This window comes from Pseudomonas sp., assembly GCF_048269965.1.
In the GTDB taxonomy this organism is placed as follows: domain Bacteria; phylum Pseudomonadota; class Gammaproteobacteria; order Pseudomonadales; family Pseudomonadaceae; genus Aquipseudomonas.
On the sequence record NZ_JBLWTV010000020.1, the window covers coordinates 19,747 to 38,287 of the forward strand.

General features: G+C 62.9%; 16 protein-coding genes. 15 read left to right on the top strand and 1 reads right to left on the bottom strand.

All coding sequences use genetic code 11. The features are described from left to right. Positions 1–36: 36 nt before the first annotated feature. Positions 37–918 (bottom strand): LysR family transcriptional regulator, encoded by an 882-nt coding sequence (locus ACN0X6_RS19755; RefSeq protein ID WP_417706581.1) that lies wholly within the window; start codon positions 916–918, stop codon positions 37–39. 224 nt (positions 919–1,142) lie between these two features. Here ACN0X6_RS19755 and leuC point away from each other — a divergent pair, with 224 nt between their 5' ends. From leuC to ACN0X6_RS19830, 15 genes are all read left to right on the top strand, one after another. After that, a complete protein-coding gene (leuC, locus tag ACN0X6_RS19760) occupies positions 1,143–2,570 on the top strand; it encodes a 3-isopropylmalate dehydratase large subunit (protein WP_417706583.1) in 1,428 nt (475 codons plus the stop codon). A gap of 11 nt (positions 2,571–2,581) precedes the next feature. Further along, the gene (leuD, locus tag ACN0X6_RS19765) at positions 2,582–3,229 is read left to right on the top strand and encodes a 3-isopropylmalate dehydratase small subunit (RefSeq protein WP_417706584.1); all 648 of its coding nucleotides are present in this window, start codon (positions 2,582–2,584) and stop codon (positions 3,227–3,229) included. A 100-nt stretch (positions 3,230–3,329) separates the two neighbouring features. Beyond that, a complete protein-coding gene (gene leuB / locus ACN0X6_RS19770; protein ID WP_417706586.1) occupies positions 3,330–4,412 on the top strand; it encodes a 3-isopropylmalate dehydrogenase in 1,083 nt (360 codons plus the stop codon). Positions 4,413–4,468: 56 nt separating this feature from the next. Continuing rightward, a complete protein-coding gene (gene asd / locus ACN0X6_RS19775) occupies positions 4,469–5,581 on the top strand; it encodes an aspartate-semialdehyde dehydrogenase (protein WP_417706588.1) in 1,113 nt (370 codons plus the stop codon). A gap of 140 nt (positions 5,582–5,721) precedes the next feature. Next, positions 5,722–6,732, top strand: a complete 1,011-nt coding sequence (locus ACN0X6_RS19780; protein ID WP_417706589.1) for an aspartate-semialdehyde dehydrogenase — start codon at positions 5,722–5,724, stop codon at positions 6,730–6,732. A 154-nt stretch (positions 6,733–6,886) separates the two neighbouring features. Continuing rightward, positions 6,887–9,703, top strand: a complete 2,817-nt coding sequence (locus ACN0X6_RS19785) for a FimV/HubP family polar landmark protein (protein WP_417706591.1) — start codon at positions 6,887–6,889, stop codon at positions 9,701–9,703. A gap of 7 nt (positions 9,704–9,710) precedes the next feature. Beyond that, positions 9,711–10,574, top strand: a complete 864-nt coding sequence (gene truA / locus ACN0X6_RS19790) for a tRNA pseudouridine(38-40) synthase TruA (RefSeq protein ID WP_417706592.1) — start codon at positions 9,711–9,713, stop codon at positions 10,572–10,574. A gap of 42 nt (positions 10,575–10,616) precedes the next feature. Continuing rightward, positions 10,617–11,252: a phosphoribosylanthranilate isomerase gene (locus ACN0X6_RS19795; protein ID WP_417706682.1), complete on the top strand. Its 636-nt coding sequence runs from the start codon at positions 10,617–10,619 to the stop codon at positions 11,250–11,252. Between the two features lie 139 nt (positions 11,253–11,391). Next, positions 11,392–12,276 carry an acetyl-CoA carboxylase, carboxyltransferase subunit beta gene (accD, locus tag ACN0X6_RS19800; RefSeq protein WP_160016657.1) on the top strand — a complete coding sequence of 295 codons (885 nt, stop codon included), beginning with the start codon at positions 11,392–11,394 and terminating at the stop codon, positions 12,274–12,276. Beyond that, the gene (gene folC / locus ACN0X6_RS19805; RefSeq protein WP_417706593.1) at positions 12,273–13,550 is read left to right on the top strand and encodes a bifunctional tetrahydrofolate synthase/dihydrofolate synthase; all 1,278 of its coding nucleotides are present in this window, start codon (positions 12,273–12,275) and stop codon (positions 13,548–13,550) included. Before accD ends, folC begins: the two co-directional genes overlap by 4 nt. Before the next feature lie 14 nt (positions 13,551–13,564). Further along, positions 13,565–14,182, top strand: coding sequence for an SPOR domain-containing protein (locus ACN0X6_RS19810; RefSeq protein WP_417706595.1), 618 nt, complete (start codon positions 13,565–13,567; stop codon positions 14,180–14,182). Positions 14,183–14,268: 86 nt separating this feature from the next. Further along, positions 14,269–14,790 (top strand): CvpA family protein, encoded by a 522-nt coding sequence (locus ACN0X6_RS19815; RefSeq protein ID WP_417706597.1) that lies wholly within the window; start codon positions 14,269–14,271, stop codon positions 14,788–14,790. A 75-nt stretch (positions 14,791–14,865) separates the two neighbouring features. Then, entirely contained in the window at positions 14,866–16,374 is a 1,509-nt protein-coding gene (gene purF, locus ACN0X6_RS19820; RefSeq protein ID WP_160016653.1) for an amidophosphoribosyltransferase, read from the top strand. A gap of 112 nt (positions 16,375–16,486) precedes the next feature. After that, positions 16,487–17,698, top strand: a complete 1,212-nt coding sequence (locus ACN0X6_RS19825; protein ID WP_417706598.1) for an O-succinylhomoserine sulfhydrylase — start codon at positions 16,487–16,489, stop codon at positions 17,696–17,698. A 2-nt stretch (positions 17,699–17,700) separates the two neighbouring features. Continuing rightward, entirely contained in the window at positions 17,701–18,477 is a 777-nt protein-coding gene (locus ACN0X6_RS19830; protein ID WP_417706600.1) for an SDR family oxidoreductase, read from the top strand. The last annotated feature ends 64 nt before the right edge of the window (positions 18,478–18,541 follow it).

Sequence of the window (18,541 nt, forward strand, 5' to 3'; positions counted from 1 at the left end):
GTCGTTATGTCGCCACGTTAGTCTCAGTTCGGATGCCTATGCAAGATCATCCCGCTGGCTGTCGAGCAGATCCATGAATGCCCGTGCGGCATTCGACAGGGTGCGCTCGGTATGCAGGATGTAGCCCAGCTGGCGGGTCAACTGGATGCCCGGTATCGGCAGGCGCGCGACCTGATCGTCGAGCATGGTGCGCGGCAGCACGCTCCAGGCCAGGCCGATGGACACCATCATCTTGATGGTTTCCAGGTAGTTGGTGCTCATGGCGATATTGGGCGTCAGGCCCTGGGCCTCGAACAGGCGCTGGACGATGTGATGGGTGAAGGTGTTGCCGCCGGGAAACACGGCTGGGTGCTGCGCCACGTCGGCCAGGCTGATCATCTGGCTGCGGGCCAGCGGGTGTTCCGGTGCGGCGACGAAATCCAGCGGGTCGTCCCATACGGCGGCGGCACGGATCGGCTCACGGGTTTCCGGGGCGAGGGTGATCACCGCCAGTTCGGCGCGGCCATGCAGCACTTCTTCGTACGCCACCTCCGAGTCGAGGAACTGGATATCCAGCGCCACCTGCGGATGGGCGCGGGTAAAGGCGCGCAGCAGGGCGGGCAGGCGATGCAGGCCGATGTGGTGGCTGGTCGCCAGGGTCAGGCGACCGCTGACTTCACCGGAGAGGTTGGTCAGCGCGCGACGGGTATCGTCCAGCACGTTGAGGATCTGGTAGGCGCGCGGCAACAGGGCGCGGCCGGCCTGGGTCAGGCCAATCTCGCGACCGAGGCGGTCGAACAGGCGCACGCCCAGTTGCTGTTCCAGACCGGCGATGCGCTTGCTCACGGCGGGCTGAGTCAGGTGCAGGCGCTCGCCGGCTTCGGAAAAGCTGCCGGTTTCGGCGATGGCGATGAAGGCATTGAGGTTGGCCAGATCCATGGAGCGCTCCGGGTCAGTAATGAGGCACTGAGCATACATTCCTATTCGGAATCCTTTGAATAAAAAATATGAATTTGAGTTATTTCGTGCCTGGCAATAGCATTCTCCCCATAAGCCGAAGGGCCATTTTCGCCCAGGCATAGAAAGGTGCACTTCTGACGCCTGGCGGTGATAACGCAGGCAGTTTGCGAATGTGCTCAAAAGGCGCTGATGAGGTAAGGCTGATGACTGGCAAGACGCTCTACGACAAGCTCTGGGAAATGCACGAAGTGAAACGTCGCGACGACGGTTCTTCGTTGATCTACATCGATCGTCACATCCTTCACGAAGTGACCTCGCCGCAGGCCTTCGAGGGTCTGCGCCTGGCCGGGCGCAAGCCGTGGCGCATCGACGCCAACATCGCCACGCCGGATCACAACGTGCCGACCACCAAGGCCGAGCGTCAGGGTGGCCTCGAAGCCATCGCCGACGAGGTTTCGCGCATTCAGGTGCGGACCCTGGACGAGAACTGCGATGACTTCGGCATCCTCGAGTTCAAGATGAACGACGTACGCCAGGGCATCGTCCACGTGGTCGGGCCGGAGCAGGGCGCCACTCTGCCGGGCATGACCGTGGTCTGCGGCGACTCGCACACCTCCACCCATGGCGCCTTCGGTGCGCTGGCCCACGGCATCGGCACCTCCGAGGTCGAGCACGTGCTCGCCACCCAGTGCCTGGTGGCCAAGAAGATGAAGAACATGCAGGTGCGCGTCGAAGGCAAGCTGCCGTTCGGCGTTACCGCCAAGGACATCGTGCTCGCCGTGATCGGCAAGATCGGCACCGCCGGCGGCAACGGCCATGCGCTGGAGTTCGCCGGCAGCGCGATCCGTGATCTGTCCCTGGAAGGGCGCATGACCATCTGCAACATGTCCATCGAGGCTGGCGCCCGTGTGGGCCTGGTGGCGGTGGACGAGAAGACCATCGCCTACGTCAAGGGCCGTCCATTCGCGCCCAAGGGCAGCGACTGGGACAAGGCCGTGGCGCAGTGGCGGAACCTGGTGTCCGACGCCGATGCGGTGTTCGATACCGTGGTCGAGTTGAAAGCCGAAGACATCAAGCCGCAGGTCAGCTGGGGCACCTCGCCGGAGATGGTTTTGGCCGTCGACCAGAACGTGCCGGACCCGGCCGTCGAAGCCGACCCGGTGAAGAAGGACTCGATCACCCGCGCACTGAAGTACATGGGCCTGAGCGCCAACCAGCCGATCACTGATATCCAGCTCGATCGCGTGTTCATCGGCTCCTGCACCAACTCGCGCATCGAAGACCTGCGCGCTGCTGCCGAGGTGGCCAAGGGGCGCAAGGTCGCCAGCACCGTCAAGCAAGCCATGGTGGTGCCGGGTTCTGGCCTGGTGAAACAGCAGGCCGAGGCCGAGGGGCTGGACAAGATCTTCATCGAGGCCGGTTTCGAATGGCGTGAGCCGGGTTGCTCCATGTGCCTGGCGATGAACCCGGACAAGCTGGGCAGTGGCGAGCATTGCGCCTCCACCTCCAACCGCAACTTCGAAGGCCGCCAGGGCGCTGGTGGCCGTACCCACCTGGTGAGCCCGGCGATGGCTGCCGCTGCGGCGGTTACCGGTCGCTTCATCGACGTTCGCGAATTGATCCAGGCCTGAGGAGCTAGATGATGAAAGCCTTTACCCAACACACCGGCCTGGTCTGCCCGCTCGACCGTGCCAACGTCGACACCGATCAGATCATTCCCAAGCAGTTCTTGAAGTCGATCAAGCGCACCGGCTTCGGCCCCAACCTGTTCGACGAGTGGCGCTACCTGGATATCGGTCAGCCGAACCAGGACAACTCCAAGCGCCCGATCAACAAGGATTTCGTGCTCAACTTCCCGCGCTACCAGGGCGCCAGCGTGCTGCTGGCCCGCGAGAACTTCGGTTGCGGCTCTTCGCGCGAGCATGCGCCGTGGGCACTGGATGAATACGGTTTCCGCACGGTGATCGCGCCGAGCTTTGCCGACATCTTCTTCAATAACAGCTTCAAGAACGGCCTGCTGCCGATCGTCCTCAAGGACGAAGAGGTCGATGCGCTGTTCGAGCAGGCCGAGGCCTGCGAGGGTTATCAGTTGACCGTCGATCTCCAGGCGCAGACCGTGACCCGTCCCGATGGCGTGCAGTACCGCTTCGAGGTCGATGCTTTTCGCAAGCACTGCCTGCTCAATGGCCTGGACGACATCGGCCTGACCCTGCAGGATCAGGACGCGATCAAGGCGTTCGAAGTCGGTTACCAGCAGAGCAGCCCCTGGCTGTTCGGCGCGATCAAGTAATACATGAAGGTAGGGTGGATGGCGCTTTATCCATCCACCGTGCTGGGTTTCGGTGGATGAAAACAGCGTCATCCACCCTACGGATAGATTGAGGGATGCAATGAGCAAGCAGATTCTGGTTCTCCCCGGCGACGGTATCGGCCCGGAAATCATGGCCGAGGCGGTCAAGGTGCTGAACCTGGCCAACGACAAGTACGCCCTGGGCTTCGAGCTGAGCTTCGATGATCTGGGTGGCGCGGCCATCGACCGTTACGGCGTGCCGCTGGCCGATGAGACCCTGGCGCGCGCCAGGGCCGCCGATGCCGTGCTGCTTGGCGCCGTAGGCGGGCCGAAGTGGGACACCATCGACCCGGCCATCCGTCCCGAGCGTGGCCTGCTGAAGATCCGCTCGCAGCTGGGCCTGTTCGGCAACCTGCGTCCGGCCATTCTCTACCCGCAGTTGGCCGAGGCCTCCAGCCTCAAGCCGGAAGTGGTCGCTGGCCTGGATATCCTCATCGTCCGTGAGCTGACCGGCGGCATCTACTTCGGCCAGCCGCGCGAAAGCAAGGTGCTGGAAAACGGCGAGCGCATGGCGTACGACACCCTGCCGTACAGCGAGAGCGAAATCCGCCGCATCGCCAAGGTCGGTTTCGACATGGCGCGCGTGCGTGGCAAGAAGCTGTGCTCGGTGGACAAGGCCAACGTCCTGGCGTCCAGCCAGCTGTGGCGCGCTGTGGTCGAGGAAGTGGCCAAGGATTACCCGGACGTCGAACTGAGCCACATGTACGTCGACAACGCCGCCATGCAACTGGTACGCGCACCCAAGCAATTCGACGTGATGGTCACCGACAACATGTTTGGTGACATTTTGTCCGACGAAGCTTCGATGCTGACCGGCTCCATCGGCATGCTGCCGTCGGCATCCCTGGACGCCAACAACAAGGGCATGTACGAGCCTTGCCATGGCTCCGCGCCGGACATCGCCGGCAAGGGCATCGCCAACCCGCTGGCCACCATTCTCTCGGTGTCCATGATGCTGCGTTACAGCTTCGGCCAGGTCGCTGCCGCCGATGCCATCGAGAAGGCGGTGAGCCTGGTACTGGATCAGGGCCTGCGTACGGGCGACATCTGGTCCGAAGGCAAGACCAAGGTCGGTACTGCTGAGATGGGTGATGCAGTGGCCTCCGCGCTGCGTAGTCTGTAATCTTCCCAGCCCCGCCGGGGTGGTTCCGGCGGGCTGTTTATATAGGTGTAGTCGTTATGAAACGTGTAGGTCTGATCGGTTGGCGTGGCATGGTCGGTTCCGTGCTCATGCAGCGCATGCTGGAAGAGCGGGACTTCGACCTGATCGAGCCGGTGTTCTTCACCACTTCCAATGTCGGTGGCCAGGGCCCTGCCATTGGCAAGGACATCGCGACGCTGAAAGATGCCTACAGCATTGACGACCTCAAGGGCCTGGACGTGATCCTGACCTGCCAGGGCGGTGACTACACCAACGAAGTCTTCCCCAAGCTGCGTGAAGCCGGTTGGCAGGGCTACTGGATCGACGCCGCCTCCAGCCTGCGCATGGATGACGATTCGGTGATCGTGCTCGATCCGGTCAACCGCAAGGTGATCGACCAGGCGCTGGATGCTGGCAGCAAGAACTACATCGGCGGCAACTGCACCGTCAGCCTGATGCTGATGGCGCTCGGTGGTCTGTACGAGGCCGGTCTGGTGGAGTGGATGAGCGCCATGACCTATCAGGCCGCTTCCGGTGCTGGCGCGCAGAACATGCGTGAGCTGATCAAGCAGATGGGCGCGATCAACGGTGCCGTTGCCGATGAGCTGGCCGACCCGGCCAGCGCCATTCTCGACATCGACCGCAAGGTGGCCGAAGCCATGCGTGGCGAAGGCTTCCCGGTCGACAACTTCGGCGTGCCGCTGGCCGGTAGCCTGATTCCCTACATCGACAAGGAACTGCCGAACGGGCAGAGCCGTGAAGAGTGGAAGGCTCAGGCCGAAACCAACAAGATTCTCGGTCGTTTCAAGAACCCGATCCCGGTCGATGGCATCTGCGTGCGCATCGGCGCCATGCGCTGCCACAGCCAGGCGCTGACCATCAAGCTGAACAAGGATGTGCCGATGGCCGATATCGAAGGCCTGATCAGCCAGCACAATCCCTGGGTCAAGCTGGTGCCGAACCATCGCGAAGATTCCATCCGCGACCTCGGTCCGACTGCCGTCACTGGCACCCTCAGTGTTCCGGTCGGTCGCCTGCGCAAGCTCAACATGGGTTCGCAGTACCTGGGTGCCTTCACCGTCGGTGACCAGTTGTTGTGGGGCGCTGCCGAGCCGCTGCGCCGCATGCTGCGGATTCTGCTGGAGCGCTAACCGCCAGGCTGCCAGTCAGCGTCAAACAAAGCCCTTCTGTCTCGGCAGAGGGGCTTTGTGTTTTCTGTGGTGCGCAAGCTGATTGCCTGGGCGCTGGGGCGCAGTTACAGTGCCGCTCCCTCCGTGTCGCAGGTCCGCTCATGAGTCAGTCCATCAATATCGCCGTGATCGGCGCCACCAGTAATGTCGGCGCCGCGCTGGTCGAATTGCTCGAAGAGCGTGACTTCCCGATCAAGGATCTGCATCTGCTGGCCAGCAGCGAATCGGCTGGGCAGAGTCTTTCTTTCCGTGGTCGGCAGGTGCGGGTCAGACCGCTCGATGCCTTCGATTTCACTCAGGTGCAACTGGCTTTCTTTGCCGCAGGTTCTGAAGTGACACGCAGCCATCATGAGCGCGTGGTCGCAGCCGGTTGTTCCGTGATCGATCTGAGCGCTGCTTTTTCGCTGGATCAGGCGCCCTGTGTATTGCCCGAGCTCGGCGCCGAAGGGCTGCCGGCACTGACCAGGCCCTGGTGCGTCAGTGCGCCCACGCCTTCGGCAGTTGCCTGTGCGTTGGTGCTGGCGGCGCTGAAGCCTGTACTGCAACCCCAGCAGTTGCAGGTGACGGCCATGCTGTCGATCTCCACTCTGGGGCGCAGTGGTGTTCAGGAGCTGGCGCGGCAGACTGCCGAGCTGCTCAACGGGCGCCCACTGGAACCGAAGACGGTGGATCGCCAGATCGCGTTCAATCTGCTGGCGCAGGTCGGCGAGGTGGATGATCAAGGGCATGCTCAGCTGGAGAAGCGTCTGGCCGCCGAGATTCGACAATTGTTGAGTCTGCCCGAGCTTCCGGTCGCAGCGACCTGCGCCTTGGTGCCAGTATTCTTTGGCGATAGTCTCGCGCTGGGTGTGTATGCTGATTCGGATATCGATATCAGTGCCGTGCAGCAGTTGCTCGAGGTCGCGCAAGGGATCGAGTTGGTAGAGGCCGGCGACTACCCGACTGCAGTGGGTGATGCGGTGGGGCAGGATCAGGTGTACGTGGGGCGTATCCGTCGTGGCGTGAGCGATCCAAGGCAACTCAATTTGTGGATTGCGTCTGATAATGTAAGAAAAGGCGCCGCCCTGAATGCTGTGCAGATAGCTGAGTTATTGATAAAACACTATCTGTAAAAGATACTTACCTAGAAATTTGAAGAATCTTTCTAGCTTGGCAATACTGGCTGAGTTGATTGCTGAATGGGGAGCCGCTCGTGGAGCGGAGGCAGGCAGCAGTTCTCAAGACCCTCTCGCATGCCGAGAAAAAGATAAAACAAGGGATAACGCTATGGTTCGGGTTCGCAAACTGGTGCTGGCAATCGCAGCCGCTTCCGCGCTGTCTTCCGGTATGGCGCATGCGCTGGGGTTGGGTGAAGTTACCCTGCAATCGTCGCTGAATCAGCCGTTGGTAGCGGAAATCGAATTGCTGGAGGTGCGCGACCTTGCTTCCAATGAGGTGATTCCCAGCCTCGCGTCTCCTGAGGAGTTCGTCAAAGCGGGCGTCGATCGTCAGTACTTTCTGACCGACCTCAAGTTCACGCCGGTATTGAAGCCCAACGGCAAGAGCGTTATCCGCATCACGTCGAGCAAGACCGTGCGTGAGCCCTACCTCAACTTCCTGGTTGAAGTGCTCTGGCCGAACGGTCGTCTGCTGCGTGAATACACCCTGCTGCTCGATCCGCCACTTTATTCTGCGCAAACGGCCGTCGCCGCTGCTCCGCAGCTGCCGATCGCCGCGCCTGCACCGCGTCCGTCTGCTGCGCCTGCCATTGCGCCGACTCGCGCTGCGCCTGCCGCGGCCCCGCGTCCTGCAGCGCCGGCAGCCGCCTCGCGCGCCATTTCCGGTAGCGAATACAAAACCACTGCCAACGATACGCTCTGGGAAATCGCCCAGCGTGTTGGCGGTGGTTCGGTCAATCAGACCATGCTGGCTATCCAGGACCTGAATCCGGATGCCTTCATCGGCGGCAATATCAACCGCATGAAGAGCGGTCAGGTGCTGCGTCTGCCGGACGAACAGCAGGTTCGCAGTCGCAGCAATGCCGAGGCGATCGCTCAGGTCTCCGAGCAGAATGCAGCCTGGCGTGAAGGCCGTGCCGTCGCCTCGCGTCAACTGGATGCCACTCGCCGTACCACCGCTGGCGCAGCGCCGGCGACTGCGGAGGCGGGCGACAGTCTCAAGCTGGTTGCTGCTGAGGCTGGTCAGTCCACTCGCGGTAGCGATACCGGTTCGGCTGGAAGCAAGGCGCTGGCTGACAAGCTGGCAGTGACTCAGGAAAGCCTGGATTCGACCCGTCGCGAGAACGCCGAGCTGCAGAGCCGTGTCAGTGATCTGCAAAGCCAGCTGGACAAGCTGCAGCGTCTGGTGGAACTGAAGGACAGTCAGCTGGCCAAGATGCAGGCCGACCTGTCGGCGGCGCCCGAAGCTCCTGCTCCTGCTGCAACGCAAGAGCCGCCTGCGCAAACTCCGGCAGCGGCGCCCGAAGCCGAGCCGCCTGCTGCGCAAGCGACAACGCCGCCGACGACGCCGCCTGAGGAGGCGGCGCCTGACTACAACTATTCCGAGGAGCCGGCCGCGCCTGTCGAGGACAGCGCCGCCGCAACCCAACAGCCGGCCAGTGAGCCGGCTGCTGCCGTTGAGCCAGCCGCCCCGGCCAAGCCAGTCGAAGCAAGCAAGCCTGCAGCGCCCGCGCCTGAGCCAGCCCCGCAGGGTTTCATCGATGACCTGATGGCTAACCCGATGACGCTGGGTTTGGCCGGTGGTGGCGCGCTTCTGCTCCTGCTGGTCGGCCTGATGGCGCTGTCGCGCCGCAACGCCCAGAAAGAGTCCGAACTGCAGGATGAGCTGGCCGACGACCTGTCTCAGGAGCAGGCGTTCGCCTCCGACCTGGACATGCCCGAAGACAGCTTCGCAGGCCTCGACGACGAGCCGATCCAGGCCGCTCAGGGCACTGGCGAGGAGCGCGTTACGGCGCAGACCGGCGACGCGCTGGGTGAGGCTGATATCTACATCGCTTACGGGCGCTTCAATCAGGCGGCCGAACTGCTGCAGAACGCCATCAACGACGAGCCGCATCGTGCCGATCTGCGTCTGAAGCTGATGGAAGTCTGCGCCGAGCTGGGTGACCGCGAAGGCTTTGCCCGCCAGGATAACGAGCTGCGCGAGATCGGCGGCGTGAATGCCGAAGCCGAGCAGCTGAAGTCCAAGTATCCGGCGATCGCTGCCTTCGCCGGGGCGGGTGCCGCAGCGGCTGCTGCCTCCGCCGATGACGACATGGGCGAGTTCAGTCTGGATGACCTCAGCCTGGATGAGCCGAGCGCGCAAGCGCCTGCTTCCACTGCTGGTGATCTGGATGATGCCTTCGATCTGAGCCTCGACGACCTGGAAGCCGATCTGGAGACTGATGTTCAGTCAGCCAGGGCTGAGCAAGCGCCGTTGTCGCTGGACGATGATCTGGACTTCGGCCTGGTCGATGAACCCGCCGCGCCGGCCGCTTCTGCCGATGACGATCTGGACTTCGATCTGGCCCTGGATGATGACAAGGTTGAACTGTCCGGCCCGACCGACGATCTGTCCGCCTTCAGCCTGGACCTGGATGAGTCGGCTCCGGCAGCCAGCGACGAAGCTGACGATTTCCTGCTGAGCCTCGATGACGATGCGCCGCTGAGCCAGGCGGCCGACGATCTTTCCGGTCTGAGCCTCGATCTGGCCGAAGAAACGCCGTCTGCCGATCTCGATCTGCCGGCTGACTTCGATCTTTCGCTCGAAGACGAGGCGCCGGCTCAGCCGGCTGTCGCGCCTGACAGCTTCGCCGCGCAGCTGGACGAGGTGAGCGCTGAGCTGGATCAGCTGTCGACTGACTTCGAAGAGCCGCAAGCCGCTGCGCAGGCGCCAGCCAATAGCCTGTCCAGTGATCTGGATGGCGATGATGACTTCGACTTCCTGTCCGGCACCGATGAAACCGCGACCAAGCTGGATCTGGCCCGGGCCTACATCGACATGGGCGATACCGAAGGTGCCCGCGACATTCTTGATGAAGTGATTGCCGAGGGCAGTGATGCTCAGCAGCAGGAAGCTCGCGAGATGATTGCCAAGATGGTTTGATTGACAGATGTCTGACGCAGTACCTGTAGCGGCCGCCGAAATGGCGGCCGCTGGCTTTTTCAGAATCGCCCTGGGCCTGGAATACAAGGGCGCACGTTATCGTGGCTTTCAACGCCAGGGCGCGAATGTTCCGTCGATCCAGGGTCACCTGGAAACTGCCTTGTCCAAGGTCGCTGGTGGTGCCCCGGTCAGCATTCTGTGCGCAGGGCGTACCGATGCTTCTGTGCATTCCAGTGGTCAGGTGGTGCATTTCGATACCACCGTCGAGCGTTCGCTGCACGCCTGGATCATGGGCGCCAACATGAACCTGCCCGCTGACATCAGCGTGACCTGGGCGAAGGTGATGCCGGCGCACTTTCATGCGCGCTTCTCGGCCATGGCGCGACGCTACCGCTACGTGATCTACAATGATCCGATTCGCCCGGCGCACATGGCCGAGGAAGTGACCTGGAATCATCGCCCGCTGGATGTGGCGCGCATGCGTGAAGCGGCCCTGGCGCTGGTTGGCACTCATGATTTCAGCGCCTTCCGGGCGACGCGCTGCCAGGCCAAGTCACCGGTCAAGACCGTGCATCACCTGCAGTTGATCGAGCATGGCCGCTTCATCGTGCTGGATATCCGCGCCAATGCTTTTCTGCACCACATGGTGCGTAACATCGCGGGTGTGTTGATGACCATTGGCGCTGGCGAGCGGCCGCCGGAATGGGCGCGCGAGGTGCTCGAACGCGGTGATCGACATAGCGGGGGAGTGACGGCGCACCCCTACGGTCTGTATCTGATACAGGTCGATTACCCGGAGGAGTTCGAATTGCCGCAGCGCTATCTCGGGCCGCATTTTCTCTCCGGTCTGCCGGACGTGCGACAGCCATAACCCTTTGTTACCATCCGAACCCGCATGGCGAGAGGCATGAACGTGACGGTCGTACGCAGCAAGATTTGTGGGATCACCCGCATCGAGGATGCCCTGGCGGTGGTGGAGGCGGGAGCCGACGCCATTGGTCTGGTGTTCTACGGGAAAAGTCCGCGAGCAGTCAGCGTCGAGCAGGCCGCTGCGATCCTGCAGGCGTTACCGCCGTTCGTGACCACTGTCGGGCTGTTCGTCGACATGCCGCGCGACGAGCTGCAGCAGTTGCTGCAGCGCCTGCCGCTGGATCTGCTGCAGTTTCACGGTGACGAGTCGCCGGACGACTGTGAAGGCTTCGGCCGCCCCTATATCAAGGCGCTGCGGGTTCGCCCTGGTGAGGACGTGGCGGCAGCCATGGCGCTCTACACTGGTGCGCGGGGTATTCTGCTCGATACCTTCGTCGAGGGCGTGCCGGGTGGTACGGGCGCTTCGTTCGACTGGTCGCTGGTGCCTGCAGAGGCCGCCAAGCCGATCATCCTGGCCGGCGGCCTCGATGCGGACAATGTCGCGCGGGCCATTCGCCGGGTGCGTCCTTATGCCGTGGATGTCAGTGGTGGGGTAGAGGCCAGTAAAGGCATAAAGGATGCAGGCAAGATTCGTGCATTCGTGCGGGCGGTGCGTGATGCTCAATGTGACGGCGATTGAAGCAGGGCCGTCAATTAGCCTGTCACGCCGCCATGGGCTCGTTTAAACGGGTGCTGGGTGCGGCAGAAAAGAATTGCTGGAGATGGGCGTTTCACGATGAGGCGTTCATCCGAACCAACGGTTATGGAGAAATGACAGCATGAGCAACTGGTTGGTAGACAAACTCATTCCCTCGATCATGCGTTCCGAGGTGAAGAAGAGCTCTGTGCCCGAGGGCCTGTGGCATAAATGTCCGTCCTGTGATGCCGTGCTCTACCGTCCTGAGCTGGAAAAGACGCTCGATGTCTGCCCCAAGTGCAATCACCACATGCGTATCGGTGCTCGTGCGCGTATCGACATCTTCCTCGACGCCGATGGCCGCGAGGAGATCGGTGCCGATCTGGAGCCGGTCGACCGCCTGAAATTCCGCGACAGCAAGAAGTACAAGGATCGTCTGGCCGGGGCGCAGAAGCAGACTGGCGAGAAGGACGCCCTGATCTCCATGAGCGGTACCCTCGAAGGTATGCCGATCGCCGTGTGCGCGTTCGAGTTCTCCTTCATGGGTGGCTCCATGGGCGCCATCGTCGGTGAGCGCTTCGTCCAGGCGGCCAATGTCGCCCTGGAAAAACGCTGCCCGCTGGTGTGCTTCTCCGCTTCCGGTGGTGCGCGCATGCAGGAAGCGCTGATCTCTCTGATGCAGATGGCCAAGACTTCCGCTGCCCTGGCGCGTCTGCGTGAAGAAGGCCTGCCGTTCATCTCCGTGCTGACTGACCCGGTCTATGGCGGCGTTTCCGCCAGCCTGGCAATGCTTGGAGATGTCATCGTGGCCGAGCCGAAGGCGCTGATCGGTTTCGCCGGCCCGCGCGTGATCGAGCAGACCGTGCGCGAAAAGCTGCCGGAAGGCTTCCAGCGCAGCGAGTTCCTCATCGAGCATGGTGCCATCGACATGATCATTTCGCGCGATGAGCTGCGTCCGCGCCTGGCGCGTCTGCTCGCGCAAATGATGAATCGTCCCTCTCCGGTTTCCCTGCCGGCCACTGCATGACCGAACGTAGCCTGGGCGAGTGGCTCGCCTACCTCGAGCAGTTGCATCCTTCGGCCATCGACATGGGCCTGGAGCGCTCGCGTGAGGTGGCGCAGCGGCTCGGCCTGGGCAAGCCGGCGCCATTGGTGGTTACCGTCACCGGTACCAATGGCAAGGGCTCTACCTGCGCCTTTCTCGCCAGCCTGATCGCCGCCCAGGGGCAGCGCGTCGGTGTCTACAGTTCACCGCACCTGCTGCGTTACAACGAACGTGTGCTCGTGCAGGGGCGAGAAGCCAGCGACGAAGCGTTGTGCCAGGCTTTTGCCGCGGTCGAAGCCGCGCGTGGCGAGATCTCCCTGACCTATTTCGAGATGGGTACGCTGGCGGCCTTCTGGTTGTTCGAGCGTGCTCAGCTGGATGCCGTGGTGCTCGAAGTCGGTCTCGGCGGGCGCCTGGATGCGGTGAATCTGGTCGATGCCGATCTGGCGCTGATCACCAGCATCGGGCTGGATCACGCTGACTGGCTGGGCGATACCCGTGAATCGGTCGCCTTCGAAAAGGCCGGGATCATGCGCGCCGGCATGCCTGCATTGTGCGGTGACCTCGATCCTCCGCAGCCATTGCTGCAGCAGGCCGTCACCTTGGATACGCCGCTGTTCCTGCGCGGTCGTGACTATGACCTCGATGTGCAGGCGCAGGACTGGTCCTGGTATGGCCTCGACGGCAACGGCCAGATGCTGCGACTGGAGCGGTTGCCGCTTCTCGATCTGCCGATGGAAAACGCTGCGCTGGCGTTGCAGGCCTATGCGCTTCTGCCGTTGCCGTGGAACCACCGGCAGATCGTCGAGGCCTTGCTCGCCACGCGGGTAACCGGGCGCCTGGATCGCCGCGCGCTGGATTGGCGAGGCAAGTCACTCACGCTGTTGCTCGATGTTGGGCATAATCCTCATGCGGCCGATTATCTGGCGCAGCGCCTGGAGAGTCGCCCGCTGGCCGGGAAGCGTTGGGCGGTGTTCGGTTTGCTGGCCGACAAGGATCTGCCCGGCGTGGCTGCGCCGCTTCTGAGCCTGGTTGCTGGCTGGGCCGTGGCGCCGCTGGATACGCCGCGTTCACGCTCGGCCGATGACCTGGCCGAGCACCTGCGGGGGCAGGGCGCGGTGGTGGCGCAGTACCCGGCTGTACGTGCCGCGCTCGATGCGCAGTGCGAACAGGCGGCCGAGGGTGACGAGATACTGTTGTTCGGATCGTTTTTCTGCGTGGCCGAGGCCCTGGATTGGCTGGCCCGCCCGGCTTGATAAGGGGATTGGGGATGGCAATGCTGGACAGTGGGCTCAAGCAGCGCATGGTCGGTGCTCTGGTGCTGGTGGCGCTGGCGGTGATTTTCCTGCCTATGTTGCTGTCGCGCGAGGATGAGATGCGTCGCGTGGTGGTGGATGCGCCAGCCATGCCGCAAGCGCCGGCTGCTGCCGAGATCATCGTGCAGCCTGCCGAGGTCGTCGAGCCCGAGGCGTTGCCGCAGGAGCCGGTTGCCGTCGAAGAGGTGGCGCCTCAGATCGTCGAGGTGCCAGAGCTGCCCAAGCCGACTCCGCCGCCCGTTGCCCAGCAGAGCAAGCCTGATCCGCTCAAGACCGAGCAAGCGGCGAGCAGTGCTCCTGCCAAGCCGCAAGCGCGCCTGGACGCCAACAGCCTGCCGATCAGCTGGTCGGTGCAGTTGGCCAGTCTGTCGAGTCGCAGTGGAGCGGAAAACCTGCAGAAAACGCTGCGCAGTCAGGGCTACAACGCCTACATCCGCGCCTTCGACGGCATGAACCGGGTGTTCGTTGGCCCGCTGATCGAGCGCGCAGAGGCCGAGCGCCTGCGTGACCAGCTCAACCGCCAGCACAAACTCAGCGGTTTTGTCGTGCGCTTCCAGCCGGAAGCGGGCTAAGCAAGCAAAGGACTTTGCAGCGCCCGGTTACCCGATGCGCCGGGCTCTGCTAAAATGCTCCGCCTTTTCCGCTGGTAGGCCGCGCCGTGGTATTCACCTGGGTCGATTGGGCGATCATCGCCGTCATCGCCATTTCTAGTTTGATCAGTCTGAAGCGCGGCTTCGTCAAGGAAGCCCTGTCGCTGCTGACCTGGATCATCGCAGGTGTGGTCGCCTGGATGTTCGGTGGCGCGCTGGCCCAGCATCTCGTCGAATTTATCGAAACGCCTTCCGCGCGGGTCATTGCAGCCTGTGCCATTCTCTTCATCGCCACCTTGCTGGTGGGCGCTCTGGTCAATTTCCTCATTGGCGAACTGATCCGTGTGACTGGCCTGTCCGGTACCGACCGTTTTCTCGGCATGGTATTCGGCGCCGCGCGTGGTGGTTTGTTGGTGGTGCTGCTGGTCGGGCTGATCAGCCTGGCACCCGTGGAGCAGGATACGTGGTGGCAACAGTCACAGCTGGTGCCGCATTTTCTGATGGTCGCCGACTGGTCGAAGAACCTCATTCTGGGGTGGTCCGATCAGTGGTTTACCGGTGGGTCGGCTCACCCAGCTGATCTGCCTTAAAAGAGTGGCCGGTGCGGAGTAACCGCTGCGCCGGTCGCTGAATTAGCCTGAACTATCTAGCAGGGGTCGTGGCACATGTGTGGCATCGTCGGTATCGTCGGTAAATCGAACGTCAATCAGGCGCTGTATGACGGGCTCACCGTCCTCCAGCACCGCGGCCAGGATGCTGCCGGTATTGTCACTAGCCATGATGGCCGCCTGTTCCTGCGCAAGGACAACGGCCTGGTGCGTGACGTGTTCCAGCAGCGCCACATGCAGCGCCTGGTCGGCCATATGGGCATCGGCCATGTGCGCTACCCGACTGCTGGCAGCTCCAGCTCGGCCGAAGCTCAGCCGTTCTACGTCAACTCGCCTTATGGCATCACCCTGGCGCACAACGGCAACCTGACCAACGTCGAGCAGTTGGCCAAGGAAATCTACGAGTCCGATCTGCGTCACGTGAACACCAATTCCGATTCGGAAGTGCTGCTCAACGTGTTCGCCCATGAGCTGGCCCAGCGCGGCAAGCTGCAGCCGACCGAAGAAGACGTGTTCGCTGCCGTTACCCACGTGCACGAGCGCTGCCTGGGCGGTTACGCCGTCGTGGCGATGATCACCGGCTATGGCATCGTCGGCTTCCGTGATCCCAACGGTATTCGCCCGATCGTCTTCGGCCAGCGCCATACCGATGAAGGCGTCGAGTACATGATCGCGTCCGAGAGCGTATCGCTGGACGTACTCGGCTTTACCCTGATTCGCGACCTGGCGCCGGGCGAGGCGGTGTACATCACCGAAGAGGGCAAGCTGTTCACCCGTCAGTGCGCGGCCAACCCGCAGTACGCGCCCTGCATCTTCGAGCACGTTTACCTGGCGCGCCCGGATTCGATCATGGACGGTATCTCGGTGTACAAGGCGCGTCTGCGCATGGGCGAGAAGCTGGCCGACAAGATTCTCCGCGAGCGTCCGGATCATGACATCGACGTGGTCATCCCGATTCCCGACACCAGCCGCACTGCGGCGCTGGAGCTGGCCAATCACCTGGGCGTGAAGTTCCGCGAAGGTTTCGTCAAGAACCGCTACATCGGCCGCACCTTCATCATGCCCGGCCAGGCGGCACGCAAGAAATCCGTACGGCAGAAGCTCAATGCCATCGAACTGGAGTTCCGCGGCAAGAACGTGATGCTGGTGGACGACTCCATCGTCCGTGGCACCACCTGCAAGCAGATCATTCAGATGGCCCGCGAGGCCGGTGCGAAGAACGTCTACTTCTGCTCGGCAGCCCCGGCGGTACGTTACCCGAACGTCTACGGCATCGACATGCCCAGCGCTCATGAGCTGATCGCGCACGGTCGGACCACTGAAGAGGTCTGTGAGCTGATCGGTGCCGACTGGCTGATCTACCAGGATCTGCCGGACCTGATCGAGGCGGTCAGTGGCAGCAAGAAGATCAAGATCGACAACTTCGACTGCGCGGTGTTCGACGGCAAGTACGTCACCGGCGACGTCGACGAAGCCTACCTGGACAAGATCGAGCAGGCGCGCAACGATGCCAGCAAGGTCAAGTCGCAGGCCGTCAGCGCGATCATCGATCTGTATAACAACTGATTCGAGCGGGCAGGGCAGCGGTTCTGCCCGGTCCGTGGCCCGGATGCAATCCGGGGGATATCACAAAGGATTTCCCGGATTGCATCCGGGCTACATTGCGTGAGGTAGCGATATGACACAGGAATGGGATGCCGGCAGGCTCGATAGCGATCTCGACGGCGTGGGCTTCGACACCCTGGCGGTGCGCGCTGGTCAGCACCGTTCGCCCGAGGGCGAGCATGGCGAAGCGTTGTATCTGACATCCAGTTACGTGTTCCGTACCGCTGCCGATGCCGCCGCGCGCTTTGCTGGTGAGGTGCCGGGCAACGTCTATTCGCGTTATACCAACCCCACCGTGCGCACCTTCGAGGAGCGCATCGCCGCGCTGGAAGGCGCCGAGCAGGCAGTTGCCACTGCCTCCGGCATGTCGGCGATCCTCGCCATCGTCATGAGCCTGTGCAGTGGCGGTGACCATGTGCTGGTGTCGCGCAGTGTGTTCGGCTCCACCATCAGCCTGTTCGAGAAGTACCTCAAGCGCTTCGGCATCGAGGTCGATTACGTGCCGCTGGCCGATCTCGATGCCTGGCAGGGCGCGTTCAAAGCCAATACCAAGTTGTTGTTCGTCGAGTCGCCATCCAACCCGCTGGCCGAACTGGTGGATATCGCCGCGCTTGCCGAAATCGCCCATGCGCGCGGCGCGCTGCTGGCGGTGGACAACTGCTTCTGCACGCCGGCGCTGCAACAGCCGCTGAAGCTCGGCGCCGACATCGTCATGCACTCGGCGACCAAGTACATCGACGGCCAGGGCCGTGGCCTGGGCGGTGTGGTGGCGGGGCGTAGCGAGCAGATGAAGGAAGTGGTCGGTTTCCTGCGTACCGCAGGGCCCACCCTCAGTCCGTTCAATGCCTGGATGTTCGTCAAGGGCCTGGAAACCCTTCGCATCCGCATGCAGGCGCAGAGCGAGAGCGCCCTGCAACTGGCGCTGTGGCTCGAGCAGCAGCCGCAGGTCGAGCGCGTGCATTACGCGGGGCTGCCCAGCCATCCGCAGCATGAGCTGGCGAAAAGGCAGCAGAGCGCCTTCGGTGCTGTGGTCAGTTTCGAGGTCAAGGGCGGCCGTGATGCCGCCTGGAAGGTGATCGATGCCACACGCGTCATCTCCATCACCACCAACCTCGGCGATACCAAGACCACCGTCGCCCATCCGGCTACCACTTCGCATGGCCGCCTGACTCCACAGGAGCGCGCCAATGCCGGTATTCGCGACAACCTGATCCGCGTCGCCGTGGGCCTGGAAGCGCTGGAAGACCTCAAGGCTGACCTGGCGCGCGGCCTGGCTGCGCTCTGAGCATGTTGGAGTGGGGGACGAATGACACGCCCAACAACGGGCGTGTAGCCCTGGTCACGGGTGCCGCGCGTGGCATCGGCCTGGGCATCAGTGCCTGGCTGATCACCGAGGGTTGGCAGGTGGTGCTGGCCGACGTCGACCGCGAGCGTGGCTCCAGGGTGGCGCGCGCATTGGGTGATAACGCCTGGTTCGTGGCCATGGATGTGGCCAAGGAAGATCAGGTCAGCGTCGGCGTCGCCGAGGTGCTCGGCCAGTTCGGTCGCCTCGATGCGCTGGTGTGTAATGCCGCTATCTCCGATCCGCACGCCCCCTCTGTGGAGTCGCTCGATCTCAAGCGCTGGAATCGCATGCTGGCGGTCAACCTGACCGGCGCCATGCTGCTGGCCAAGCATTGTGCGCCGTACCTGCGTGGGCATCGCGGCGCCATCGTCAATATCGCCTCGACGCGCGCCAGCCAGTCCGAGGCCGACTGCGAGGCCTATGCCGCGAGCAAGGGCGGTCTTGTCGCGCTCACCCACGCGTTGTCGATCAGCCTGGGGCCGGAGGTGCGCGTCAATTGCGTCAGTCCAGGCTGGATCGACTCCCGCGACCCGTCGCAGCAGCGCCTGGAACCGCTGTCGGTATTCGATCATGCGCAACATCCGGTCGGTCGTGTCGGTACCGTGGAAGATGTCGCGGCGCAGGTCGCCTGGCTGCTCTCCGATGCGGCCGGTTTCGTCACCGGGCAGGAGTTCGTCATCGACGGTGGCATGAGCCGCAAGATGATCTATCAGGACTGAATGCCTGTGGGGGCGAGCTCTTGAAACCTTCGCGAGCAGAGCTCGCTCCTACGGATTCGACGCA